Annotated in this window: 27 protein-coding genes and 1 pseudogene; 12 read left to right on the top strand and 16 right to left on the bottom strand. The window is 32.5% G+C overall.

Annotated features, from left to right (window positions below):
- Positions 1 to 146 precede the first annotated feature (146 nt).
- A complete protein-coding gene (locus tag M4I21_RS09730; protein WP_249558942.1) occupies positions 147 to 1,181 on the top strand; it encodes an alkaline phosphatase D family protein in 1,035 nt (344 codons plus the stop codon).
- Positions 1,182 to 1,294: 113 nt separating this feature from the next.
- Positions 1,295 to 1,714, top strand: a complete 420-nt coding sequence (locus M4I21_RS09735) for a nucleoside-diphosphate kinase (protein WP_072302681.1) — start codon at positions 1,295 to 1,297, stop codon at positions 1,712 to 1,714.
- 76 nt (positions 1,715 to 1,790) lie between these two features.
- On the opposite strand, the gene M4I21_RS09740 is transcribed toward M4I21_RS09735, so the two are convergent.
- The 3 genes from M4I21_RS09740 to recF form a co-directional block, all read right to left on the bottom strand.
- The gene (locus M4I21_RS09740; RefSeq protein ID WP_249558944.1) at positions 1,791 to 2,087 is read right to left on the bottom strand and encodes a DciA family protein; all 297 of its coding nucleotides are present in this window, start codon (positions 2,085 to 2,087) and stop codon (positions 1,791 to 1,793) included.
- 5 nt (positions 2,088 to 2,092) lie between these two features.
- Positions 2,093 to 2,509: a lipocalin family protein gene (locus M4I21_RS09745; protein WP_249558945.1), complete on the bottom strand. Its 417-nt coding sequence runs from the start codon at positions 2,507 to 2,509 to the stop codon at positions 2,093 to 2,095.
- Positions 2,510 to 2,634: 125 nt separating this feature from the next.
- A complete protein-coding gene (gene recF / locus M4I21_RS09750) occupies positions 2,635 to 3,714 on the bottom strand; it encodes a DNA replication/repair protein RecF (protein WP_249558946.1) in 1,080 nt (359 codons plus the stop codon).
- Positions 3,715 to 3,838: 124 nt separating this feature from the next.
- Here recF and M4I21_RS09755 point away from each other — a divergent pair, with 124 nt between their 5' ends.
- The 8 genes and pseudogenes from M4I21_RS09755 (at position 3,839) to M4I21_RS09785 (ending at position 10,101) form a co-directional block, all read left to right on the top strand.
- Positions 3,839 to 4,600 carry a tetratricopeptide repeat protein gene (locus M4I21_RS09755; protein ID WP_249558947.1) on the top strand — a complete coding sequence of 254 codons (762 nt, stop codon included), beginning with the start codon at positions 3,839 to 3,841 and terminating at the stop codon, positions 4,598 to 4,600.
- A gap of 7 nt (positions 4,601 to 4,607) precedes the next feature.
- Positions 4,608 to 5,090, top strand: a complete 483-nt coding sequence (ribH, locus tag M4I21_RS09760) for a 6,7-dimethyl-8-ribityllumazine synthase (RefSeq protein ID WP_249558948.1) — start codon at positions 4,608 to 4,610, stop codon at positions 5,088 to 5,090.
- Positions 5,091 to 5,275: 185 nt separating this feature from the next.
- Positions 5,276 to 5,566, top strand: a complete 291-nt coding sequence (locus M4I21_RS09765; RefSeq protein ID WP_249558949.1) for a riboflavin synthase subunit beta — start codon at positions 5,276 to 5,278, stop codon at positions 5,564 to 5,566.
- Positions 5,566 to 7,443 carry a DNA mismatch repair endonuclease MutL gene (gene mutL / locus M4I21_RS09770; protein WP_249558950.1) on the top strand — a complete coding sequence of 626 codons (1,878 nt, stop codon included), beginning with the start codon at positions 5,566 to 5,568 and terminating at the stop codon, positions 7,441 to 7,443. Before M4I21_RS09765 ends, mutL begins: the two co-directional genes overlap by 1 nt.
- Positions 7,443 to 8,186, top strand: a complete 744-nt coding sequence (locus M4I21_RS09775; protein WP_249558951.1) for a rhomboid family intramembrane serine protease — start codon at positions 7,443 to 7,445, stop codon at positions 8,184 to 8,186. Before mutL ends, M4I21_RS09775 begins: the two co-directional genes overlap by 1 nt.
- Positions 8,187 to 8,188: 2 nt before the next feature.
- Complete coding sequence (locus tag M4I21_RS09780; RefSeq protein ID WP_283771775.1) at positions 8,189 to 9,067, top strand: rhomboid family intramembrane serine protease; 879 nt, start codon at positions 8,189 to 8,191, stop codon at positions 9,065 to 9,067.
- Positions 9,067 to 9,306 (top strand): annotated as a pseudogene (locus tag M4I21_RS18685) (endonuclease/exonuclease/phosphatase family protein); the annotation flags it as partial. The gene M4I21_RS09780 and the pseudogene M4I21_RS18685, both read left to right, overlap by 1 nt.
- A 3-nt stretch (positions 9,307 to 9,309) precedes the next feature.
- Positions 9,310 to 10,101, top strand: coding sequence for an endonuclease/exonuclease/phosphatase family protein (locus M4I21_RS09785; protein WP_249558953.1), 792 nt, complete (start codon positions 9,310 to 9,312; stop codon positions 10,099 to 10,101).
- On the opposite strand, the gene M4I21_RS09790 is transcribed toward M4I21_RS09785, so the two are convergent.
- The 11 genes from M4I21_RS09790 to udk form a co-directional block, all read right to left on the bottom strand.
- On the bottom strand, positions 10,084 to 10,398 hold the full coding sequence (locus M4I21_RS09790) for a DUF6122 family protein (RefSeq protein WP_249558954.1): 315 nt from the start codon (positions 10,396 to 10,398) through the stop codon (positions 10,084 to 10,086). The genes M4I21_RS09785 and M4I21_RS09790 overlap by 18 nt on opposite strands.
- Positions 10,391 to 11,023: a WbqC family protein gene (locus M4I21_RS09795; protein WP_249558955.1), complete on the bottom strand. Its 633-nt coding sequence runs from the start codon at positions 11,021 to 11,023 to the stop codon at positions 10,391 to 10,393. Before M4I21_RS09795 ends, M4I21_RS09790 begins: the two co-directional genes overlap by 8 nt.
- Positions 11,024 to 11,126: 103 nt before the next feature.
- A complete protein-coding gene (gene lepB, locus M4I21_RS09800; RefSeq protein WP_249558956.1) occupies positions 11,127 to 12,821 on the bottom strand; it encodes a signal peptidase I in 1,695 nt (564 codons plus the stop codon).
- A gap of 102 nt (positions 12,822 to 12,923) precedes the next feature.
- Entirely contained in the window at positions 12,924 to 13,625 is a 702-nt protein-coding gene (gene dapB / locus M4I21_RS09805; RefSeq protein ID WP_249558957.1) for a 4-hydroxy-tetrahydrodipicolinate reductase, read from the bottom strand.
- Positions 13,626 to 13,627: 2 nt separating this feature from the next.
- Complete coding sequence (locus tag M4I21_RS09810) at positions 13,628 to 14,275, bottom strand: DUF5683 domain-containing protein (RefSeq protein WP_249558958.1); 648 nt, start codon at positions 14,273 to 14,275, stop codon at positions 13,628 to 13,630.
- Positions 14,268 to 15,173 (bottom strand): ParB/RepB/Spo0J family partition protein, encoded by a 906-nt coding sequence (locus M4I21_RS09815; RefSeq protein ID WP_249558959.1) that lies wholly within the window; start codon positions 15,171 to 15,173, stop codon positions 14,268 to 14,270. The genes M4I21_RS09810 and M4I21_RS09815 overlap by 8 nt, the downstream gene beginning before the upstream one ends.
- Before the next feature lie 2 nt (positions 15,174 to 15,175).
- A complete protein-coding gene (locus tag M4I21_RS09820; protein WP_249558960.1) occupies positions 15,176 to 15,949 on the bottom strand; it encodes a ParA family protein in 774 nt (257 codons plus the stop codon).
- Between the two features lie 190 nt (positions 15,950 to 16,139).
- Positions 16,140 to 18,287 (bottom strand): methylmalonyl-CoA mutase, encoded by a 2,148-nt coding sequence (scpA, locus tag M4I21_RS09825; RefSeq protein WP_249558961.1) that lies wholly within the window; start codon positions 18,285 to 18,287, stop codon positions 16,140 to 16,142.
- Positions 18,280 to 19,644, bottom strand: a complete 1,365-nt coding sequence (locus M4I21_RS09830; protein WP_249558962.1) for a methylmalonyl-CoA mutase subunit beta — start codon at positions 19,642 to 19,644, stop codon at positions 18,280 to 18,282. Before M4I21_RS09830 ends, scpA begins: the two co-directional genes overlap by 8 nt.
- Positions 19,637 to 19,969 (bottom strand): FtsB family cell division protein, encoded by a 333-nt coding sequence (locus M4I21_RS09835; RefSeq protein WP_249558963.1) that lies wholly within the window; start codon positions 19,967 to 19,969, stop codon positions 19,637 to 19,639. Before M4I21_RS09835 ends, M4I21_RS09830 begins: the two co-directional genes overlap by 8 nt.
- Positions 19,970 to 19,976: 7 nt before the next feature.
- A complete protein-coding gene (udk, locus tag M4I21_RS09840) occupies positions 19,977 to 20,585 on the bottom strand; it encodes a uridine kinase (protein WP_249558965.1) in 609 nt (202 codons plus the stop codon).
- A gap of 157 nt (positions 20,586 to 20,742) precedes the next feature.
- On the opposite strand from udk, the gene M4I21_RS09845 reads away from it, so the two are divergent.
- Entirely contained in the window at positions 20,743 to 21,951 is a 1,209-nt protein-coding gene (locus M4I21_RS09845; protein WP_249558966.1) for a multidrug effflux MFS transporter, read from the top strand.
- A gap of 8 nt (positions 21,952 to 21,959) precedes the next feature.
- Here the strand turns inward: M4I21_RS09845 and M4I21_RS09850 are convergent, their stop codons facing one another.
- Together M4I21_RS09850 and M4I21_RS09855 are read right to left on the bottom strand one after the other, a co-directional pair.
- Positions 21,960 to 23,036, bottom strand: coding sequence for an anhydro-N-acetylmuramic acid kinase (locus tag M4I21_RS09850; protein ID WP_249558967.1), 1,077 nt, complete (start codon positions 23,034 to 23,036; stop codon positions 21,960 to 21,962).
- Between the two features lie 3 nt (positions 23,037 to 23,039).
- Entirely contained in the window at positions 23,040 to 24,773 is a 1,734-nt protein-coding gene (locus M4I21_RS09855) for a glycoside hydrolase family 3 protein (protein ID WP_349628861.1), read from the bottom strand.
- A gap of 131 nt (positions 24,774 to 24,904) precedes the next feature.
- Between M4I21_RS09855 and M4I21_RS09860 the strand changes: the two genes are divergently transcribed.
- Positions 24,905 to 25,720 (top strand): N-acetylmuramic acid 6-phosphate etherase, encoded by an 816-nt coding sequence (locus M4I21_RS09860; RefSeq protein WP_249558969.1) that lies wholly within the window; start codon positions 24,905 to 24,907, stop codon positions 25,718 to 25,720.
- Positions 25,721 to 26,033 lie beyond the last annotated feature (313 nt).

Raw genomic sequence — 26,033 nt, forward strand, 5'->3', positions numbered from 1 at the left:
AGATAGTGTTTTTAGTAAATGTTCAAAAATAGAGAGTAGCTATTTATAATAGTATGGGTTTCTGTTATGGTTAATAGATGTTATAATGCTTTAACATGTAAAAAAATAGTCTTAAAATTGTTCTGTAATATTATAAAAAAGAAATTTTGGAGAAGAATATTTTTATACTAGGGTTGCTAGTAATAGTAAGTGCTTGTAAAACAAGTGATGTTGTAGAACAGAAACCAGTAGCAGTAAGTGAGTCGGATTTTACTATTGCTTTTGGGTCTTGCAACAAGCATGATGAGGTAAACCCTTTATGGGATGATGTTTTAGCAACGAATCCTAATATCTGGATCTGGGGAGGAGATAATATCTATGCAGATACAGATGACATGGAAGAATTAAGAGGTGTTTACGAAGCACAGAATAATGTTCCTGGATATAAAACATTAAGACAAACAGTACCTGTAATTGGTACTTGGGACGATCATGATTATGGTTTAAATGATGGAGGTGTAGAGTTTAAAGCAAAGAAAGAAAGTGAACAAGAGTTTTTAGACTTTATGGGAGTCGCAAAAGATAGCCCACGAAGAACAAGAGAAGGTGTTTATGCAGTTCACAATTATAGCTTACCTGAAGGAAAAATTAAGGTTTTAGTATTGGATACACGTTATTTTAGAACAGCTTTAACCCCATCTACAACTAAAGAAAGACGTGTGCAGCCAAATGTATATGGAGAAGGAACAATTTTGGGAGAGCAGCAGTGGAAGTGGTTAACAGAAGAGTTAACTAATTCTGATGCAGACTTTAATATTCTAGTAAGTAGTGTGCAATATTTGTCTAATAAACACGGTTTTGAAGGTTGGGGTAATTTTCCGCATGAAGTAGATAAACTTAAAAGGTTATTAAAAGAATCTAAAGCAAAAGGAGCTATGATCTTATCAGGAGACAGACATATATCTGAGTTCTCTGTAGATAATGTTAATGGTATAGAATATCCATTAATAGACTTTACTAGTAGTGGATTAACACATACATACACTGGTTTTTCTGGAGAAGAAAACCCCTATAGAGTAGGAGAAGTAATTTTTGTAAAAAGCTTTGGAGTATTAGATTTTAATTTTAAAACTAAAATAGTTAATTTTAAAATGATTGGTGATAATGGTAAAGTATTAGAACAATTAAGACAAAAGTATTAATTAGCTTATAGCTGTAAATGTAACAATCTATTAACGATAGCTTTACAAGCTTTTGGGTTAATTTGTTGCGTGTTGTATTAAAAGCATTATTTTTGCAAAAAATTAAAAAGAAGATGATTACAAACAGAACTTTTACAATGATTAAGCCAGACGGTGTAGAGAACGGTCACATTGGAGGTATTTTAGAAAAAATTACATCTGCAGGTTTTAAAATTGTAGCAATGAAATATACGCAGTTAAGCAAAAGAGATGCAGAAGCATTTTATGCTGTACATAACGAGCGTCCATTTTTTGGAGAGTTAGTAGAATTTATGACTAGAGGTCCTATTGTTGCTGCTATCTTAGAAAAAGACAACGCTGTTGAGGATTTTAGAGCTCTTATTGGTGCTACTAACCCAGCTGACGCTGCTGAAGGTACTATTCGTAAATTATATGCAACTTCTATAGGAGAAAATGCAGTTCACGGATCTGATAGTGATGAGAATGCTGCTATTGAAGGAGCTTTCCATTTTTCTGGAAGAGAAATTTTCTAGATCTCAAAACGGATAAAAAATAAAAAACCATCAAGTAAAACTTGATGGTTTTTTTATGCTCTAAACTAAAATTTAGTTAACGTAAAACTAGCTTTTTTACAACCTCTTTACCTAAATCTTCATTTATCATTTTAATAATTTTAGAATTTCCGTGACTTAATTCTTCTCTTAAAACAGAAGAACTTAAAGATACGAATAGGGTGGTAGCACGTAACTCTACAGAAGTGGTGTAGTTGTTTACGCCAGGACCCATTAAATTTTTCCATGCAGCACGTGCGTCTACACCATTTATGCCACGGTCTAACTTGTTTTCTTTTATAAAATCTTGTAAAAGGTCTCCTAATAACAGGTTCTCTTTTTTGCGCTTCGCCATTATTTTTATAATTCTATAGGTTGGTAACGTATGTATACATACGTAATTTGTTCGTTATCTTTAACGCTAAAAGAGTCTTTACTAAGGTTTAGAATTTCTTCTTCTCTTTCTGTGAGGTCGTTTGTATAATGTATGGTAAATGTACCTTCTTTTTCAGTTATAACTACCTTATCTGAATCTTTATTTGAATTAAAAGTACCTCCTATTTTTGGCTGTACTTTTGTTCTAAATCCTTTTAGGCTATCAATCTTAAAAAAATCTACCATTGGGCTAGCCTTGTATTCTTTGCTACTACCATCAGAAAAATAAACTTTGTTAATTTCCCAATAGCCATTAAGCAACTGTATATCTTCTTTTTTTACTATTTTTTTGTTACATCCTATAAATAATAGTAGAGCACCTAAAAGAGCTATTTTTTTCATCTTTTTGTAATTTTATTTTGGTAAAAATAATTTAGGGGCTACAAATTTAGGCATAAAAAAAGAGTTCTTTTATGCTTCATTTTACTTTCTGCGAGATTTTATTTAAATGATTTAACGCAATGCGTTTATAGCTTAAAAATTTTGTAGCTCTGGTGTATGTTTTTTACAACACCTTCTGTTCTGTCTGCGTGTGTGTCGCTTATAAAAATCTGTCCAAAATTATCATCATCTACTAAAGTTACAATTTGTGATACCCTGTTTTCGTCCAGTTTATCAAAAATATCATCTAATAATAGAATTGGAGTTGTTTTTGCTTGTTCCTTTATAAAGTTAAATTGAGCTAATTTTAGTGCTATTAAAAAGGATTTTTGTTGCCCTTGACTACCAAATTTTTTAATAGGGTATTCATCTATTTCAAAAGATAGGTCGTCTTTGTGTGTACCTACAGTAGTGTATTGTAAAGCTCTATCTTTATCTAAGTTTTCATCAAACAACTGTAATAAATCTTTTTCTAACAGTTTGCTATTGTAGTTTATAGTAACATTTTCTTTACCACCAGAAATTGCAGCATATTGTTCTTTAAAAATAGGGATAAATGAGTCTAAAAAAGCAACACGTTCTTTGTGTATTATAGTTCCAAATTCTTGTAATTGCTCATTGTAAACACTAAGGGTAGTTTTATCAAATGTATGGTTTACGGCAAAATATTTTAAAAGTGAGTTGCGCTGTAATAGTGTTTTATTGTATTTTAAAAGAGTCTGTAAATAAACTTTGTTAGATTGCGATATTACGCCGTCTACAAATTTTCTTCGCGTGTCACTACCTTCTAATATTAAATCTCTATCTGCAGGAGAAATAATAACCAAAGGTAAGAAGCCAATATGATCAGAAAACTTGTCATATGCCTTTCCATTTCGCTTTATTACTTTTTTAGCACCTTTTTTTAGGCTGCAAATAATCTTTTCTTCTCTTTCTTCCTTAAAAAAAAGGCCGTCTACAACAAAAAAATCTTCTCCGTGTTTTATGTTTTGTGATGCAATGGGATTAAAGTAACTTTTGCCAAAAGACAAGTGATAAATAGCATCCAAAATATTTGTTTTTCCTATGCCATTGCTGCCAACAAAGCAGTTTATTTTTGCATCGAATTCAAATTCTTTAGAGTCAAAATTTTTATAGTTTACAAGAGATAATTTCTTTAAAAGCATTCTGTTTTTGGCAAGTTTTATTTGAAAAAAATAAGAGAACTCGCAAATTATTGAAAAATAACGAATAAATAAGGTTTTAAATTTCAATAAAAACTTTATTTTTGCGCGATCAATAAAATCAACTATGGCTACATATAAGAAGCGAGGATACAAACCAAAGACTAAAGAAGAAGAAGTAGAAATCCAAGAACAGGATAGTACAACGGCTGAAGTATTTAATACTTTAGAAGAAGGGGCATCTAAATCTGAAGAGTGGGTTGCAAACAACCAAAAAGCTATTCTAGGTGTTATTGGTGTTATTGCTATTGGAGTTTTAGGTTATTTGGCTTACGTTAATTTTGTTCAAAACCCAAAAACTGCACAAGCTAATAATGAAATTTATTACCCACAACAATATTTAGATCAGGCATTAAATAATCCATCAGCAAATAAAGATTCATTATTAACTTTATCGTTAAATGGTTCTGAAGGTAAATACGGGTTTTTAGGTATTATTGAAAATTACAGTGGTACATCAACAGCTAATTTAGCTAGTTACTCTGCAGGTATGGCTTACTTAAATTTAAAGAATTATAAAGAAGCAATTAACCATTTAGAAGACTTTAGTACAGATAATGTTACTTTAGGAGCTTTAGCAAAAGGTGGTATTGGTGATTCTTTTATGCAGTTAAACCAAACTGAAGATGCTTTAGGGTATTACGAAAAAGCAATTGCACAAGGAGAGAATGATTTTACAACTCCTAGATATTTATACAAAGCAGGGGTTGCTGCATTAGAGTTGGGTAAAAAAGACAAGGCGTTAAAATTCTTTGAAAGAGTTAAAAACGATTTTGCATCATCTCAAGAAGCAGCTACAATAGATGCATTCATAGGTAAAGCTAAATAAGAAATATATGGCCACGGCTAATAAAAATTTATCAGTTTATGATAAGGCATCAATCCCAAACGCGAAAGATCTTCGGTTTGGGATTGTTGTTTCAGAATGGAACACTGAGGTTACAGAAGGACTTTTTAATGGCGCTATAGAGGCATTATTAGATTGTGGTGCTGCACAAGAGAACATAATTCGTTGGGATGTTCCTGGGAGTTTTGAACTTACTTATGGTAGTAAAAAAATGATAGCAACCCAAAAGGTAGACGCTGTTATTGCCATTGGTAGTGTTATACAGGGAGAAACTAAGCATTTCGATTTTGTATGTAGTGCAACTGCACAAGGTATAAAAGACTTAAATGTACAGACAGATACGCCAGTTATTTTTTGTGTGTTAACAGATAATAATTTACAACAAGCTATAGACCGTAGCGGGGGTAAACACGGCAATAAAGGGACAGAAGCTGCTATTGCAGCTATAAAAATGGCAGTATTAGGAAACTAGTTTTGGTCATTGCTGTGCTAACAGTATAATGTTATACTCCTAAGAGTCTTTGTAAAACAGACTCTTAGGAGTATTTTTTTTAATTTGTTTTTTTTCTTTTAGGACTATTTGACTTGTTAACAAGTTTTGGCACAGTATCTGTGCTATTTTTTGTGTTTTTAAGTACCTTTGAAAATCTAGTTATTATGGGAAAATTCACAAGATTACGGAAGAATAGGTCGTACGACTATCAGCCTCGTTACTTTGACGATAAAGGCGAGGGGAACCCGTATAAAATTCAACATAAGCTAGATCAATACCGTTCAACTGTTGGTCCAAGACAAGGCATAAAAGGTAAATTTGGAAACGCTTTTTCAGATTTACGAAAAAAGGGGGACAGAAATATGAACATTAGAATGGCCATTATTATTGGTATTCTTCTTTTTGCTTTTTTATACATTATAGATTTTGATCTTTCAATATTCTCCATAAAATAATGGCAGATATCATTAAACTTTTACCTGACCACGTTGCAAACCAGATTGCAGCGGGTGAAGTTGTTCAGCGACCAGCATCTGTAGTTAAAGAGCTGCTAGAAAATGCAATAGACGCAGGAGCAACAGCTATTAAATTAATAATTAAAGACGGCGGTAAATCATTAATACAAGTTGTAGATAATGGTGTAGGTATGAGTGCAACAGATGCACGACTTAGTTTTGAGCGTCACGCTACGTCTAAAATAAAAAGTGCAGAAGATTTATTTAATCTAAACACAAAAGGCTTTAGAGGAGAGGCTTTAGCTTCAATAGCAGCAATTGCACGTGTAGACTTGCAAACAAAAACGGCAGACGAGGAAATTGGTACTGCAATACAGATAGAAGGAAGTGAAATTAAATCTCAGGAGGTTGTTGTTACTCCACAAGGAACATCTTTAGCGGTAAAGCATTTGTTTTTTAATATTCCTGCTCGTAGAAACTTTTTAAAGTCAGACTCAGTAGAACTTCGCCATATAACAGATGAATTTCACAGAGTTGCATTGGCACATCCATCAATAGCTTTTAATTATTACAATAATGGTAGTGAGTTATTTAATTTACCACAGTCTAATTTTAGGCAGCGTATTGTAAATATATTTGGTAAAAAAGCGAACGAAAAATTAGTTCCAGTAGAAGAAGAAACTCAAGTTGTAAAGGTTTCTGGTTTTATTTGTAAATCGGAGTTTGCTAAAAAGAGTAGAGGAGAGCAGTATTTTTTTGTAAATAATAGATTTATTAAAAGTCACTATTTGCATTATGCTGTTTTGGCTGCTTTTGAAGGTTTAATAAAACCTGGTATGCATCCTGGTTATTTTTTAAACCTGGAAGTAGATCCGTCATCAATAGATATAAATATACATCCTACTAAAACTGAAATTAAGTTTGATGATGAGCAGACCTTATATGCAATTTTAAGATCTACTATTAAACATAGTTTAGGACAGTTTAATGTAGCGCCAACGCTAGATTTTGAGCACGACAGTAATTTGCAAACACCATATGGTTACAAGGATAAGAATGCAGTACTGCCAAAAGTAACTGTAGATTCTACTTTTAATCCGTTTGCAGAAGAAACCAAGGTAGCCTCTCGTAGTTCTCCCAAATCTTCTACGTCCTCTTTTTCATCTTATAAAAAACCAAGTACGCAAAGTTGGGAAAGCTTGTATGTAGAAACGCCATCTAGAGAAGATAGATCTTCAGATTTTGGAAACTTAAGTTTTGAATCTGAAGTTAGTACAAAGTCAATTTTTGATGGGTCTGATGATGATTTAGATACGGCAGCAATCACTTTTCAATTAAAAAGAAAGTATATTGTAACCACTATAAAATCTGGTATGGTTGTTATAGACCAAGGAAGAGCACATCAACGTGTATTGTACGAGAAATTTTTAAAAACGGTTACTTTAAATGAAGGTTTAAGTCAACAATTACTGTTTCCTATACAGTTGTCTTTTTCGTTATCAGAAATAGATATATTAAATGAAATTAAAGACAATTTAACCACAATGGGTTTTGTTTTTGGTGAAATAAGCGAAAGTGTTGTAGAAATAAACGGAATACCACCAATGGTTGCAGAAGCAGAAGTGGGTTCTATTTTTGATGAATTAATGGCAGATTGTCAACAAAATGTTGGTGCAGATGGTTTTTCGCAAGCAGATGTATTAAGTAAAGCATTGTGTAAATCATTGGCGGTAAAAACAGGAGATGTTTTAGATAAACTATCTCAGGCTGCATTGGTAAACGATTTGTTTGCCTGTACGGAGTCTATGGTTAGTCCATTTAATAGACCAATTTATGTTACTATAACAGAAAACGATATTGATAAAAAATTTATATAATGGGTAGAATTACAGGTGTTATTAAACATTTAATTATAATTAATGTAATCTTCTTTTTAGCCACTCAGGTTTTAGGAGATCAGATGTACCAATGGTTTTCACTATGGTTTCCAGAGAATCAAAATTTTCAATTATGGCAGGTGGTATCTCATATGTTTATGCATGGTGGTATTATGCACATTGCGTTTAATATGTATGCATTGTATGCTTTTGGTTCACCACTAGAACAAATATGGGGTAAAAAGAAGTTCTTATTTTTCTACTTTTCAGCAGGTATTGGTGCAGCGCTAATACACTCGGGAGTTAACTATTATTACTTTAACAAAGGGTTAGATGCAATTGTAAATTCTGGAATTTCTAAAGATCAAGTAATTAGTATTATTGCAGAAGGAAAATATATGCCAGATTGGTATAATTTAGCTTCTAAAAGTACAATTGATAATTTCTTAAGCGCATATAACACTCCGGCTGTAGGTGCTTCTGGGGCTATATATGGTGTTTTGGTAGCTTTTGGGATGATGTTCCCAAATGCAGAATTAATGATGATATTTTTACCAATTCCTATAAAAGCAAAGTACTTTATTCCAGTATTAATTGGAATAGATTTATTTTCTGGAGTAACAGGATATTCTTTATTCGGTGGTGGAATTGCACATTTTGCGCACGTTGGTGGTGCAATATTCGGATTTATAATGATGTGGTACTGGAAGAAGAATCAGTTTAACAATAAGCGTTGGGATTAATAATGGGAGGAGATTTAAAACAACAGTATGCAAGGTTAAGTATAGCAGAAAAATTAATAGCAATTAATGTTATAGTTTATCTTGTTTCCTTAATTCTAGTCAATTTATTTAGGTTACCGAGCATAACTGTATGGTTTCAGCTTCCTGAGAATTTAGGTGATTTTATAACTCAACCTTGGTCTATTTTTACCTATTCTTTTTTTCATAGTGGCTTTAGTCACGTTTTTTGGAATATGTTAATGTTATACTTCTTTGGAAGAACTTTTCTAAACTTATTTGATCCTAAAAAATTCTTGAACGTATACTTTTTGGGTGTTATAGCAGGTGGACTCCTTTTTATGTTGGGGTATAATACATTGCCTGCCTTAATAAATGAAAATGGTGTGTTAATTGGAGCGTCTGCTGGTGTAACAGCAATTTTAATCTTTGTGTGTGCCTATTTGCCTAACCAAACAGTACGTTTATTAATAGTGGATATAAAATTATGGCATTTAGGTGTTGTAATAGTTATTTTAGATTTGTTACGATTATCTACAGGGCAGAATGTAGGCGGAATGCTGTCTCATTTAGGAGGTGCTGCATTAGGTTTTTTCTATGCCAAACAGTTGTTAAAAGGGAACGATATTGGTGCTGGTTTTGGTAAATTTATGGATTCTGTTGCAAATATGTTTAGCAGAGAGAAAAAAGCACCAATGAAAACGGTATATAGAAATACAGCTCCTAAAAAAACGGTAGCTACAAAAACTACTACAGTAGATAGAAAAAAAGTTGATAAGCAACGTAAAATTGATGCTATTTTAGATAAAATAAGCAAGTCGGGTTACGAGAGTTTGTCAAAAGACGAAAAAGACTTTTTATTTATAGCAGGTAAAGAAGACTAGTGAAAAAGCAATCATTTTTTAATAGAATTGTATTTGTTCTCAATTACTTGTTTGCAGTGTTGCTTTGTATCTCTTATTTAGCCCCGTACGTATCTGTAAAATTAATTCCATTTTTATCTGTTTTTAGTTTGTCTTTGCCATTATTGGTATTGGTGAATGTTATCTTCTGTTTTTACTGGTTATTAGCTAAAAGCAAGAGGTTTTTTTTATCTGCACTTGTTCTTGTTCTAGGTTATTTTTTGGTGGACTCATTTATAAAATTTGATGTGTCAGAAGAAGAGCCAAAAGAGAACGATTTAAAAGTGATGACGTATAACGCCAGGGGTTTTAATATAAACGAATGGTCTAATGATAGTACTATAGGAGATAAAATTATTGATTTTGTATTAAAGGAAGATCCAGATATTGTTTGTATCCAAGAGTATAGTAGAATACGCAATGCACAATTAAAAGATAATTATAATTATAGTTTCGTGGCACCAGATTATAATGTAAGTAAGGTTGTTCAGGGTATATATTCAAAATATCCAATACTAAAAACAGGAGAGTTACCCTTTGAGCATACCAATAATATAGCAAGTTTTGCGGATATTTTGTGTAATAATGATACTGTAAGGGTTTATAATTTGCATTTAGAATCTTTAAAGGTTGTACCAGACATAGAGGCTATCTCTAATGAAGAATCTTCTAAGTTGTATGGCAGAATTACCAAATCTTTTAAAAGACAACAAGAGCAAGCTTTAATCGTTAAAAATCATATTAAAAATACGCCCTATAAAACTATTGTTTGTGGTGATTTTAATAACAACCAGTACTCTAATGTGTATAGAGTTATAAGGGGTGATTTGTTAGACACTTTTAATGAGAAAGGAACAACGTATGGAAGAACATATAATTTTAAATACTACCCCGTTCGTATAGATTTTATTTTAGCAAGTAATACTATAGCTGTAACGAGTCATAAGAATTACGATATAAAATTATCTGATCACTTCCCTGTAATGGCTAGCTTTAACTTAGGAGTTAATAAATAGACAATCAACAAAGTCGGCTATCATATGCAGCAATAGTGCTACGCCAAAAATTCTAGTTTTTCTAAAAAATAAAAAGCCAAAATAAACACCCATAGCCCAATAGGTGTGTAATGGATGAAAATTAATACTACATCTGTTAGCTTCAAAAATTGGTGTAGCAAGTAAGTGGTCTAAATCTATTAAAATGGCAGCTAAAAGTATTATAATAGCTCTAGAGCGTTGCTCTTTAAAAAAGAAGTATCCTATTATAATTGGCATAATAAAGTGTATGCCGTAGTGCAAACAAAATCTAAGCATTTTTAAATTCTATAGAATGATTTTTTAAATACGATAACGCATTTGTGCCCTCATTAAAAAGTAAATCTAGAATGCTGCAATTCTCTGTAAAACCATTACGATCATTAAATACTTGAAAATAATTTTCTTGATTAAACTTGATTTTAGTTTTAGAAGAAATTAAAAACCTACCATCTATAAGATTGTGAGCTTCTTTTTCAAAAATTGCAGTTTTTTGGGTTGGCATATCTATTTGAAGACAATCGCAAATAAGGGCTGTTGTTTCCAAGTTTAGATCTAATAAAAAGGTATGTTTCTTTTCGTATAATGCAACAATTTCATCTTCATAAAACTCAAAAAAAGCAGATGTTCTATATGCTGTTTCTAAAGTTCGCCAGTGTTGGCGCTGCCAAGCATAATCGTTTTCTACTTTAATGTCTTTGTACTTCTGTTTGCCTTCAGTTTTACTAACATGCTTAATAGGTATGTTAAGCATGTGTTTGCCGACATCTGCAGCAATATAAGTTCTGTTTCTAAAGGTTTGTTTTTGGTAATTATCATTTACTTCCCAACAAACATCATTGTTCGCTATGACAACAAAATTTGCAATGTTTAAAAAATATCCGGGATGTAGTAAAATAGACATTTGTGAAATTATTTTTAGTTTACGTATATGTATTAGCTAACAAAGGTGAAAATATAAAAAACTAGTTTTACACTTTCACCTTAGTTATTTATGAATTAGCATTTTAGCTTGTTTTCTTCTTCTTTTTTCTAAAGTAATCAAAAACAAAATATCCAACTAGTGCTAGTAGAAAATATTTTAAATAAGAAATAGGTTCTCCAGAACCACCAACTGTAGTAAAGAATCGGTTCCAACGAGGTTTCCAATTAGAGAAACCATCATTAATACCATCAATACTCATCCAAATAAATACAGGTTTACCTACAACGTGATTTTCTGGAACAAATCCCCAATATCTACTATCTTCAGATTGGTGTCTATTGTCACCCATCATCCAGTAATAATCTTGCTTAAAAGTATACTTGTCCGTAACCTTACCGTTAATAGTTATTTGGTTACCCGCCTGGGCAAGTGTATTGCCTTCGTATTCTGTTATAATTTTCTTGTAAAGTGGTAAATTTTTAGCATTTAAGCTAATTGTAGCATTTGCTTTTGGTATGTATATTGGACTAAAATTGTCCTCTGTACCAGCTAAATTAGCATTTTGAGGGAATATTTTAGTAGACTGTTTTTTGTAGCTAAACTTTTTAGCGCTAACTATAGCAGATAGTTTTGCTGCATTTTTAGCTTCTTCTTCTGTAAGATTAAACAAGTTCATTGTTCTTACGTCTTCAGCTTGTAAGTAGTCTTTTATTCGTTTATCACCAATACTACCTGCGTAGTATACGTAAGCAGAATCTCTTCTAATTTCATCTAAGTTAGCTCCTTTATTCATTAACTCACTAACCTTGTTTTTTTGTAAAATTTCTAAAGGAATACGAACTGTGTATCCCGTAAAGTTTTTTCGACCAAGAACATTAAGAACAGCATTGTCTATAGGAGCTTTTGTTGTTACAACGTGGTAAAACAATGGTTTTGCTCTGTCTGGCAATACGGTTTTTTTGCCATTAATATGCACATAACCATCTACTACAGATAATGTATCTCCAGGTATACCTACACATCGTTTTACATAATTAGATTTTTTATCTATAGGTTTTTGTACGCCTTTTTCTCTTACGTAAAACTGTCTAACAGTATCTGCTGGCCAGCTAAAAACAACAATGTCATTTCTTTTTATATTCTGAAAACCAGGTAGTCTAAAATAAGGTAATTGTGGTTTGTTTAAATATGATTTTAATCCTAATAACGGAAGTGTATCGTGCACCATTGGAGCAGCAACTGTTGTCATAGGAGTACGAGCACCATAGTGAAATTTACTAACAAATAAGAAATCACCAACAAGAAGTGTTTTTTCTAATGAAGATGTAGGTATTACATATGGTTGTATAAAATAGGTGTGTACAAAAGTAGCGGCAACAATAGCAAAAACAATAGAGCTAACCCATTCCCCTAATCCTGTTGTTGGGTGTAGGCTACGATCTTCTATGTATTTTACATCTAAAGCGTAATTTACGTAATAGGTATAAAAACCTAAAGTAAGGATAACCAACCAAGTATCTAAAAGAGTGTTTTTTCCAAAGCTTCTAATTGTTTCTACCCATATTACAGGAAACATTAAAAGGTTTATTATTGGAATAAATAGTAAAATAACCCACCACTTTGGTCTTCTAATAATTTGCATTAATACAATTGCATTGTATACAGGTATTGCTGCTTCCCAAGATTTTCTACCAGCTTTTACGTATAATTTCCAAGTTCCTAGGAAATGTATAACTTGTACTATTAGGATAAAAATGATCCACTGAGATATATTCATTTTTTTAATTTACGGGTTTAAGTCAACTGTATCTGATTGTCGTATTTTTTAAAACTAAATTATTTTTTACGAAACAGTCTACTTTATATTATTTTTTAACTTTTAATTAAGTTCAAGAACGTCTTTCATTGTAAAAACACCTGTTTTTCCAACAATCCATTCAGCGGCTATTATGGCTCCTAATGCAAAACCTTCACGATTGTGTGCTGTATGTGTAATATCTATACCATCTACATTACTGTTATAACTAACGGTATGCGTGCCTGGTACTTCTGGTATTCTTTTAGCTACTATTGGAATATGACTTTCATCTGCTTTGTCTAGTTGCCATCCTTTGTATTTAGAATGTTCTAAAACGCCTTCAGCTAATGTAATTGCAGTTCCGCTTGGTGCATCTAGTTTTTTTGTATGATGTATTTCTTCCATCGTAACAGCGTACTGATCTAAGGTTTTCATCATTTTTGCCAAATAGCTATTTAGTTCAAAAAAAATATTAACTCCTAAGCTAAAATTTGATGCGTAGATAAAAGCACCTTTTTTTTCGTTACACAATGTAACGGCATCATTATACTTATCTAACCAACCTGTTGTTCCTGAGATAATAGGTACGTTGTTGTTTATGCACTTTTCTATATTGCCAAAAGCAGCACTAGGCAGACTAAAGTCTATAGCAACATCTATTTTAGAAAAGTCTATGTTTTTTGTATTTGTATCTATTTTTGCAACTATGGTGTGATTTCGGTTTAGGGCTACGCCTTCAATCATTTTACCCATTCTTCCGTAACCGAACAATGCAATATTCATACTTAAAATTTTATTTGTAAAGCAAAGCCGTAATTAGGTTCTGCTGTAATAGGGTTGAACTCTAAATAAGGCTTAACGTTAAAACTAAGATTGTCATCTACATTAAACTGTCTAAGGTGTGCTTTTACGTTTGCTTCTATAATATTTAAAGCATAAAGACCAATGGTAATTAATAGTGACAAATCTCGATCTTCTTGGTAACCTTCTTGTGCACGTTGCAAATCGTCATCACCTAGTCTAGGATTTCCGGGATCTATTTCTTGCCCGTTAAAAGCATAAAATTCATCATCCATAAAACCAGCTTTTCTTCTTTTAAAAGCATCTCTAGTTCTTTTGTATTGTTTGTTATTAAAGCTATAGGCGTAAACACCTGTGCCAATAGCAGCATATACTAACGGAACTTTCCAAACATCTCCATTGTAAACCTGACCTAAACCTGGTAATATAGCAGAATAAAAAGCAGCTTTACTTGGTGCAAGCGGATCTATTCTTCTGTTATTACTTAAAAGAACTTCATCTACGAGAATGCCTTTTCCTTTTAAATCTTGGGTTAGGGAATCTTTTTCTTGCTTAGGTTTTACAGGGTCTTGTGACCAGCCTATTGCAACAATAAAGCTAAAAAATAGTATAGAAATAAGGTTTTTAAGCACTAGTAATTAGTTTTTTTAGTCTCTCAAAATCTTCAGGGGAGTTAAAAGAAATAGTAATTTTCCCTTTTCCTTTCTCACTTGCTGTAACAGCTACTTTAGCGTCTAAATGTTTTTCAATCTTATGAGAACCTTCTTTAACAAATTCTGGAGATTTAGTAACTTTTTTGGCTGTAGCCTTAGGAGTATTACCACCTTCTTGATGTTCTTTTACAGCTTTTTCTGTATCTCTAACAGATAAATTGTTTTCTACAATTTTAACGTATAAATCTATCTGATCAGATTTTTTGTCAATATTAACCAAAGCTCTACCATGGCCCATACTTACAAAGCCGTCACGAATACCAGTTTGTATAATTGGGTCTAATTTTAGTAGACGCATATAGTTTGTAATGGTAGATCTTTTTTTACCAACACGCTCACTTAATTTTTCTTGAGTAAGCTGAATTTCATCTATAAGTCTTTGGTAAGACAGAGCAATCTCTATAGGGTCTAAATCTTGTCTTTGGATGTTCTCTACCAAAGCCATTTCTAAAGACTCTTGGTCATTAGCAATTCTTATATACGCAGGTATAGTCTCTAAACCTAGTAATTTAGATGCTCTAAATCTACGTTCACCAGAAACAAGTTGGTACTTGTTAAATTCTATTTTACGAACGGTAATAGGCTGTATAACGCCTAACTCCTTAATAGAAGTAGATAATTCTATTAATGCTTCTTCGTTAAAATGAGATCTTGGCTGAAAAGGGTTAACCTCTATTAGTTCTAAATCTAGTTCAATGATATTACCAACAACTTTGTCTGCATTTTTATCTTCTGCAGAGCTAATATCATTTTCAGGATCTTTTAAAAGAGCAGATAGACCTCTTCCTAGAGCCTGTTTTTTAATTGCTTTCGCCATTATTATACTTTTTCCTTATTTTTTTTCATTACTTCATTTGCCAAATTTAAATAATTGGCAGCTCCTTTACTACTTGCGTCATACTTAATTATGCTTTCTCCGTAACTTGGAGCTTCACTAAGTCTAACGTTTCTTTGAATAATAGTTTCAAAAACCATCTCGGAAAAGTGCTTTTTAACTTCTTCTACTACTTGGTTAGATAACCTTAACCTAGAGTCGAACATCGTTAATAACAATCCTTCTATATCTAGTTCGGGATTGTGTATTTTTTGAACACTTTTTATCGTGTTTAATAACTTCCCGAGTCCTTCTAGCGCAAAATACTCGCACTGTATTGGTATAATAACAGAATCTGCAGCAGTTAAAGCATTAAGAGTTAAAAGTCCTAATGATGGTGCGCAATCTATTAAAATATAATCGTATTCATCTCTAAGGTGACCAATAGACTTACGCATCATATATTCGCGTTCCTCCTTATCAACTAGTTCTATCTCTATGGCAACCAAATCTATATGAGACGGTATTAGGTCTACATTAGGAGAAGTGGTTTTTATAATTGTTTCAGAAGCAGATTTGGTATGCTCCAACAATTCATAGGTGCCAATCTCCACACTGTCAACATCTATGCCTAAGCCAGAAGTTGCATTTGCTTGTGGATCTGCATCTATAAGCAATACTTTTTTTTCTAGTACGCCTAGGGAAGCGGCTAGATTAACAGAGGTGGTCGTTTTTCCAACTCCCCCTTTTTGGTTAGCGATGGCTATTATTTTGCCCATTGTCATAGTAAGTTTAGTGAGGCTAAAAATACACTTTTTTACGACTATATAAAACCGAAGCTGTTAATAGTTTGCAAAATAAAAAGCAGCTATAGATAGCTGCTTTTATTTTTCAAGGGTTAAAAATAGATTCTAAATCTTATTTTTCACTCATTCTCAATCTGTTTTAATAAAAAATAATTAGAAGTATTTATTCTGATAAAATTTCTAAAATCTGAATAGCAGCTTCACTTATTTTTGTTCCAGGACCAAAAACGGCAACTGCACCTGCATCAAATAAAAATTGATAATCTTGTTTAGGGACAACACCACCAACAATTACCATAATATCTTCCCTGCCGTGTTTTTTTAGTTCCTCAATTACTGCTGGGACTAATGTTTTGTGTCCCGCTGCTAATGATGATACCCCCAGGATATGTACATCATTCTCTACAGCTTGTTTTGCCGCTTCTTCTGGTGTTTGAAAAAGGGGGCCTATATCTACGTCAAAACCTAAATCTGCATAACCAGTAGCTACAACTTTAGCTCCACGATCGTGACCGTCTTGCCCCATTTTAGCTACCATTATTCTTGGCCTTCTACCTTCTGTCTCTGCAAAAGCATCTGCCATGGCCAATGCCTTTTTAAAACTCTTATCGTTTTTAATTTCTTTAGAATACACGCCTGTGAATGATTGTATTTTTGCTTTATGTCTGCCAAAAACGATTTCTAAAGCATCACTAATTTCTCCTAATGTTGCTCTATATTTGGCAGCTTCTACAGCTAAAGCTAGTAAATTTTGATCAGGACCACTACTAGTTGTTGTGTTTTTACTTGCTTCTGCGGCCTTAGTTAGGTTGTTTAATGCTTGTGTTACTAATTTAGTATCTCTAGTGTCTCTAATATGTGCAAGTCTTTCTACTTGTTGTTTACGCACTTGCTCATTATCTACTTCTAGAATATGTAAATCATCTTCATTTTCTAATTGGTATTTGTTTACACCAACAATTATATCCTCATTACTATCTATACGTGCTTGCTTTTTAGCAGCAGCCTCTTCAATTCTCATCTTTGGTATTCCAGCTTCAATTGCTTTAGTCATACCTCCTAATTCGTCTACTTCTTCAATAAGTTTCCAAGCCTTTTGTGCAATTTCTTCAGTTAGTTTTTCTACATAATAACTACCAGCCCAAGGGTCTACCGTTTTAGTGATTTTGGTTTCTTCCTGTAAATAGATCTGTGTATTACGCGCAATTCTAGCCGAAAAATCTGTTGGTAATGCAATAGCTTCATCCAAAGCATTGGTATGTAAACTTTGTGTACCTCCAAAAGCGGCTGCGGCAGCTTCTATTGTTGTTCTGGCCACATTATTAAAAGGATCTTGCTCAGTTAAACTCCAACCACTAGTTTGACAATGTGTACGTAGAGCCAAGGATTTTTGATTTTTAGGATTAAATTGTTTTACCAATTTAGACCATAACATACGGCCTGCTCTTAGTTTTGCAATTTCCATAAAATGATTCATTCCTATAGCCCAAAAGAAAGACAAGCGAGGAGCAAAAGTATCAATATCCATTCCGGTTTTAAGTCCGGTTTTTATATATTCTAAACCATCTGCTAAGGTGTAAGCAAGCTCTATATCTGCAGTAGCGCCAGCTTCCTGCATGTGGTAACCAGATATACTTATGCTATTAAATTTAGGCATAAATTTACTGGTGTATTCAAAAATATCTGCAATGATCTGCATGGATGGTGTTGGTGGGTAAATGTATGTATTACGCACCATAAATTCTTTCAAAATATCGTTCTGTATAGTACCAGCTAATTGGTCTAATGCAACTCCTTGCTCTTGTGCCGCGACAATATAAAAGGCTAAAATGGGTAAAACAGCCCCATTCATAGTCATAGAAACAGACATTTTGTCTAGTGGAATACCACCAAATAAAATTTTCATATCCTCGACAGAATCTATAGCAACACCAGCTTTACCAACATCACCAACCACTCTGTCATGATCACTATCATACCCTCTGTGTGTTGGTAAATCAAAAGCAACAGACAATCCTTTTTGGCCAGCAGCTAAATTACGTCTGTAAAAAGCGTTACTTTCTTCTGCTGTAGAAAAACCGGCATATTGCCTAATTGTCCAAGGTCTACGTACATACATAGTAGAGTAGGGACCACGTAGGTTTGGAGCTAAACCTGCAGCAAAATCTAAGTGTTCTAAACCTTCTAAATCTTGTTTGGTATAGGTCTTTTTTACAGCAATACCCTCTGCTGTGTTAAAAATAGAAGAGTCAGATTTTTTACCACTGCCTTCTTTATTAAGTTCTAAGTGTTGTAAATCTTTTCTACTCATCTTTTAATCTATTTTGTTCTACTGTTTCTGCTAATCTTTTTTCTATAATAGGTATTATTAGAGTTTTGCGTGCATTTGTTTTTACAAACGGGTACAACTCTAAATCTTCTTTTATTTTATCTTCTTTGTTCAGGTATTTATTGGTGCCAACCAGAACTTCTTTTTCAGTATTAAAAAGCGCTTGTTCTTTAGCAGCGCTTTCTTTTATTTTTTTCTGAATTTGGTGTGATTTTAAGTTTGATAAAAATCCGCCAGTTGCTTCTATCGATTTAAAAAGGTCTAATGCTTTTTCTGCTAATTGATGGGTTATAGATTCTATATAATAAGCGCCATCTGCAGGGTTTGTAACTACATCTAAATAGCTTTCTTTTTTAAGAATAAGCAATTGGTTTCTTGCAATACGTTCACCAAACTCATTGTCTTTGTGGTAAATAGCATCATAAGCTAAATTACAGATGGTATCTGCGCCACCTATGCTAGCAGCCATACATTCTGTAGTTGTACGTAACATATTTACATTATAATCGTATAAGGTTTTGTTTCGTTTGCTTGGTACAGCTAAAATGCTGCAATTTGCACTTGTATTATATTCCGTTTGTAATGTTTTCCAAAGTAAACGGAGCGCTCTAAGTTTTGCTATTTCAAAAAAGTAATTTCCAGAAATACTTACCGTAAAAGTAAAATTAGGAATGCTACTGTCTTTAAAATGGTTGAGATACTCATTAGCGTGTGCCATTGCATAGGCTAACTGTTGTACCATTGTGGCACCAGCATTTTGGTATGTACTAACATTTACGCCAATAGTATTTTGGGCGTTGGTCGTTTTTGTAATTTTATCTAATTCTTGATGGTCCTTGGCTAGGTTGGTAAACCAGTTGCCAGAACTAGCTAAGTTTCCAATAATATCTACGTTATAATGTATACTTGTAGTTTGTTTTTTGCAAAAATCTTCAATCTTAGAAATATATTCTGATGATAAAAACTGTAGATAAAAGTAAACTGTTTTATGCTTTAGGTCTATATTTTTTAAAAGAACATGTATTTTAATTTCATCATTAGGAATAGTAAAAATTAAATCTTCAGCACCTCTTTCCAAAGCGTTTACTGCTTTTTTGTTTGCTGCAGCTTCATTATGCACAAAAATAGCCTGACCAATTTTCCATTCTGGCGTAGCAATATTTGTTACAATAGACGCAATGTCTTCTGTATTGTAAAAAGGTTTAACCTTAATACCTTCTGGCGACTCCCAAACAAGCGTATCGTTATAATCGGCTCCTTTTAAATCTACCTGAATTTTTTGTTTCCATTCTTTTGTTGAAACTGCTGAAAAATCGTTAAATAAATTCTTTTTACTCATCTTCTTTAGTTTTAAGGCTGTCCTGGTATTCTATTAAGTATATCTCTTCGTTCTTCTTTTTTAGATAGTAATGCTCTCTAGCAAATTTTTCTAATTCTTTAGGATCTTTTAGTTTTTCTATAATTTTTTTGTCTTTAGCAATTTCATCTTTTAAATACTCTTTTTGCTTCTCTAAACCTTCAATCTGGTTTTGCAGCTCGTTGTGTATAAAAAGAGAATTTGTATCAAAAAAAATCATCCAAATTACAAAAACAGTGAGCACAAGCACATACATATTTGTTGCTATACCAAACCATTTTTTACTCCTAAGTTTTTTAAAAATCATCTAATAATTAAACTAATTTTTCATTTATAATAGTGCGTACAATATCTATTGCAACGGTATTGTGTTTGTTATTGGGTATAATAATATCTGCGTATTCTTTACTTGGTTCTATAAACTCTGCGTGCATTGGTTTTATAGTAGTTTGGTATTTTTCTAGTGTTTCATCTAGATCCCAACCCCTTTCGTTAACGTCTCTCTTAATTCTTCTTATTAAACGCTCATCAGAATCTGCGTGAACAAAAATCTTAATGTCCATCATTTTTCTAATTTCAGGATCGGTCATAATTAAGATACCTTCTACAATAACAACTTTTCTAGGTTCTGTAGGTACTGTCTTATCTGTTCTATTACATTCTAAAAAAGAATAAACAGGCTGTTGTATGGTTTTTCCTTTTCTTAACTCCTCCAAATGTTCTTTTAATAGCTTAAAATCTATAGAAAGCGGATGGTCAAAGTTTGTTTTTCTTCTTTCTTCTAGTGATAGATGGGAAAGGTCATTGTAATAAGAATCTTGAGAAATTACGCATACTTCATCATCCGGTAACTCATTAATAATCTGGTTTACAACAGTTGTTTTACCACAACCTGTTCCGCCAGCTATCCCAATTATTAACATAAATTTAGTTTTTTTTGTCAAAAATACGATTTTGCTATTATATATTATTGATATATTATATTTAGTATTGTTTTTAGTGCTGTAAATACAGATACTTTAACTAAAAATTAAATGCAGTTAGGCTGCTGTTTTACTGTAAGTAGATTACTTTTGCCGGATGCAAAAAAAATCATCTAAAAAGCAATTTGAATTTGTAGCCCTAATGGCATCTTTAATGTCTATTGTAGCTTTGACAATAGATGCGCTCTTACCTGCAATTTCTCATATTGGCGAAGCAATTAATAGTGTAGATCCAACTAGAAACCAGTTGTTAATTACTATGATTTTTTTAGGATTGGGAGTAGGTCAATTATTTTTTGGCCCTTTGTCTGATAGCTATGGAAGAAAACCAATTGTATATGCAGGTTTTACCATTTTTGCGCTAGCTAGTGTTATTTGTGTAAATGCAACCTCTTTAGAAGTAATGATTGTTGGTCGCATTTTTCAAGGAGTAGGTTTGTCTGCACCAAGAACTATTACAATTTCTATAATTAGAGATTTATATAAAGGTGATTATATGGCTAAAATAATGTCTTTTGTAACGGCATTTTTTATTTTAATACCGGTAATAGCACCTGCAGTTGGTAAAGCTGTTTTAGATAATTATAATTGGCAAGCTATTTTTTATGTGCAATTACTTTTTGCTCTAATAGTTTCAATTTGGTTCTGGAAACGACAAGAAGAAACGCTTAAGCCTGAATTTAAAATACCTTTTACAAGAAGTGTTTTTGTAGATGGATTAAAAGAATTTGTGAAGCATAAAGAAACTGTTGCTTTTACATTAATATCTGGGCTAATAACAGGAGCCTTTTTAGTGTATTTAAGTTCTGCACAACATATTTTTGAAGATCAATTTAATTTAGTTGAAGAATTTCCATACATTTTCGCAGGTTTAGCCATCTCTATAGGTTCTGCAACTTTTTTAAATGGTACGTTGGTATTACGTTTTGGTATGCGTAAACTTATCTTTTTATCGCTATGTGCATTTTGTAGTATAGGATTATTATATGTTATCTTATTTTGGGGAGATGCAAACCCATCTTTACCCGTATTAATTGTTTTTTTAGCAGCCCAATTTTTCTGTTTAGGATTTATTTGGGGTAATTCTAGATCTGTAGCAATGGAACCTATTGGACATATTGCTGGAGTAGGAGCAGCTATTAATGGTTTTGTAGCTACTGTAGTTTCTATACCAATAGCTACTTTAATAGGTAGTTATATAGATACTACTGTTTTGCCATTATTTTTAGGCTTAGCAGTATGTGGTAGTTTGTCTCTTTTTATTTTTATGTCAATTAAAAAAACCAGAACAGCAGCTTTAGCTTAATTAGCTTTCTATTGTGGAATGTAAATAACACCACAGCTAGAATCTTTTTTTGCGCCAGTAACAGTTGCTAAAGCATTTGGTTTTTCTAAATGCCTTAATGTACCCATAAAAGCAAAAATTAAAGCTTCTTTAAACTCTATTACAGTTTTAGAAGGTGTTTCTAAAATAAACGAACTGCCTAATTTTTCTTTTAAAGTATGCATTAAAAAGCCATTTAAAGCACCACCACCAGTTACTAATAGTGTATTTCTAGGTTTGCGAGCTTCGGTCAATAAATCATTAGAGATAGTATCACAAATATGTAATACTATACTGTGTAATATGTTTTCTATGGTATCGTCTGTACTTTCTATAATCGGAACAATTTCTTTTTTAAACCACTCGTATCCTGTAGATTTTGGATATGGTAATTGGTAGTATGCAATGTTACTTAAGTTAGACAATAATGTTGTGTTTATAGCACCACTTTTTGCTAGGTCTCCGTTTTTATCGTAGCCTAAATCTATTTTTTGCGTTACATAATTTAGTGCCATATTAGCAATACCAATATCATAAGCAATTCTTTTATCTTTTTGTTGAAAAGAGACATTACTTATACCTCCAAGATTTAAACAGAAATCGTATTTAGAAAATAAATACATATCACCAATAGGTACAAGCGGAGCACCTTGTCCGCCAAGAGCTACATCGTTAGTTCTAAAGTCACAAATAGTTTTAATACCACTACTGTTAGCTAAATGTTGTCCAGAACCAATTTGAAGCGTAAATCCTTTTTCTGGCTTATGGTGTGTTGTATGTCCGTGGCTGGCTATAAAATCTACGTCTAAATTATATTCGTTTACAAATTCTTTTACTTGTTTACCAAGCCAAGTCCCATACCAGTTGTGTAATTCCGTAAATTCTGGTACAGGTAAGAGAATAGCATTTTTAAGTTGCTCTTTAAGATCTGGTGTGTAGTCTATACTTTTGGTAGTTACAATAGTAAATTTCCAATTTGTATTCTCTTGGTAAAAATGACAATATGCTAGATCTAGACCATCCAAAGAAGTGCCAGACATTAATCCTATTACTTTGTACGTTTGCATAAATTAGTTTATTGAAACTGAAAGTTTTCCTTTAGCATCTGTTTTATCTAAAAAGTGATCTGCTGCATTTTCCTGAAAAACTTGAAAATCTTGATACGCTACAATTACATTTTTAGCATTTGTAATATCTAAATTTGTTAACACATATGGATTTCCGAATACATATAAAACTACATTTTTGGTGTTTATAACCTCTTTTAACAATTGTAACTCGTCAGTGCTTAAGCCAAAATTATTTTTAGGTTTTATACTTGGTGGGTATAAAGCGATGACAACGTTTTCTTCTGTTTTAATAGCATTTTTTATATTAGAAAAAGTGGTGTTTTTAGTACTGTAGTTGCTGAATTTATGATTCTTTTTTATCGAATTGAAAAAAGCATTTTCTTCACCTTTGGTAATTTCTACACCAACAAAGCCATCAGTTTTAAAATTAGCTATTGTATTTCTATTTCCTTTAACAACCGTTAAACTCTGGTTTGCTAAAAGAGTATTTAAACTCCTAGAAGTATAGTAGTTTGTAGTAGGCTTAATAATGGTATTAAAAGCTTTTTCTTTTAGCTTCCAAACGCGCTTAAAACTTTCTTCAATTTGTTCTGGTGTTGCATTTTTTAGAATAGTCTCTATGCCTTCTTTGGTGTGTTCTGCAAAACATAGTACATCATTTCCTGCATCAAAAGCAATCCATTCTAATTCCCCTTTAACAGGATATAATTTAGAAACACTTTTCATATTTAAGGCATCAGAAATAACCACGTTTTTAAAATTCATTTCACCTCTTAAAAGGCCTTTTATTGTTTTTTTAGAAAGGGTAGTGGGGGTGTTCTTTTCTTCGGTTAAAGCGGGTACTGCCAAATGACCAATCATTACGCTTTCTACACCCTTATTTATTAGGTGCTGAAAAGGGTACAATTCATTCGCTAATAGGGCCTCTTTTGTTTTATTTATAACCGGCAAACCTATATGCGAGTCTGTAGCAGTATCTCCGTGTCCAGGAAAATGTTTTAGACAACTAATAATACCTTGACTCTGCATACCTTTTACAAAAGCAATAGCATTTTTAGTAACCAATTCTTTATCTTCTCCAAAAGATCTATAACCAATTACTGGGTTTTTAGGGTTGTTGTTTATATCTACTACAGGAGCTAAGTTCCAGTGAATACCAGCATCTTTACAATCTTTAGCTATATTTTTACCAACCTCAAAAATTAAAGAATCTTTGTTTTGCATAGCTCCCAGGGTAATTGCATAAGGGTATTGTGGAGTGTTGTCTACACGCATTGCCAAACCCCATTCTGCATCTATGGCAATTATTAGTGGATATTTAGCTGCTTTTTGGTATCTTTTTATTAGTCTTTTTAGATTGGCTAAACTAAGTGTATCGCTCTTGTTTTGACCATCATAATTTGCTGCAGCACTACTTCTGCTTTTAAAAAAGCATAGCGCTCCTACGTGTTGTTCTTTTATAAGTCGTTCTAATTTTTGTATGTCTTCTTCGGTATCATTTATGTATGCAGCAGGCATAAATAATTGGCCTATTTTTTCAGCATTCGTAAGTTGTTCTGTAACCTCATCGTACGTTTTAATAACGTTTAAGCTTGTTGGTTTTACTTCTGTAGTATTTTCTGCTTTTTCTTTTGGTTTATTGTTGCAACTCGTTAGTAATATCAATATAGAAGCAAAGAAAAAATGAATAGGTTTTAAGGCTGATAAAAATTTAAAGTAACTGCGCATAGTCATAATATAAGTTGTTATGCTAAAATAGACTTTTTATAGCGTGATACTAAATGGACTTCTGTAAAAATTAAACTAAGAAGATAAAAACACTTAAATTTGATAAAAATTATTAATCGAATACCACCTTATAATAGATGCTAGACTTCACTAAAGTTACCGAAACCTCATCAAACTACTCAGATTTAGAATTAATGGATACGAGTACTATTTTGACTAGTATGAATAATGAGGATAAAAAAATTGCAGATGCTGTAGCTTTATGTATTCCAGAAATTACATTACTTGTAGATGCTTTGGCAGAACGCTTTAATAAAGGAGGTCGTTTGTTTTATATTGGAGCAGGAACAAGTGGTAGATTAGGTATTTTAGATGCTTCTGAAATACCACCAACTTTTGGATTACCACATACCAAAGTAATAGGGATGATAGCAGGTGGCGATACTGCGATTAGGCTACCGGTTGAAAACGCAGAAGATAACAAAGAACAAGCTTGGAAAGATTTAGAAGCTTATGATATTAACCAGAACGATACCGTTGTGGGTATAGCAGCATCAGGAACTACGCCTTATGTAATAGGTGGCGTAAAAAAAGCTAAGGAAAACGGATTATTAACTGCATGTATTACCAATAATCCTGGTTCACCGCTAACCAAGGAGGTAGCTATTGCAATTGCAGCCTTAGTAGGACCAGAATTTGTAACGGGCAGTACTCGTATGAAAAGTGGAACCTCACAGAAATTAGTGCTAAATATGATTTCTACAGCATTAATGATAAAAATAGGTAGAGTTAAAGGTAATAAAATGGTGAATATGCAACTTAGTAATGATAAGCTTGTAGACCGCGGTGCACGTTATGTAGTAGAGGCATTAAATATACCTTATGAAGAAGCAGAAATATTGCTTAAAAAACACGGATCTGTTAAAGATGCTGTAGATGCTTACAAAGGCTAATTTTTATACCAAATACCTTATAGAACTCAAGTATTCATTTATTGATTTATCAGTTTAGAGGATCATTATAAATACCATATTTTAGTTGTGTTTATAGGACTCAATAGAGGAGTCCTTTTTCTTATTATTTACCACTATTTTATCTGTGTAAGATGTATTTATACTACCTAAAGTAAAATTCTTTTATTTTAATTTGTTATTTTTGTAGTGATTTACGTACGTTTTGTAATTGTAACGTATTGTCTGTTACGCTGGTAATAGTTGTATGTATTGACTTTATAGATTAAAAGCATATAGAGGACACTATTTTGTA

This window comes from Cellulophaga sp. 20_2_10 (assembly GCF_023476645.1).
Classification (GTDB): domain Bacteria; phylum Bacteroidota; class Bacteroidia; order Flavobacteriales; family Flavobacteriaceae; genus Cellulophaga.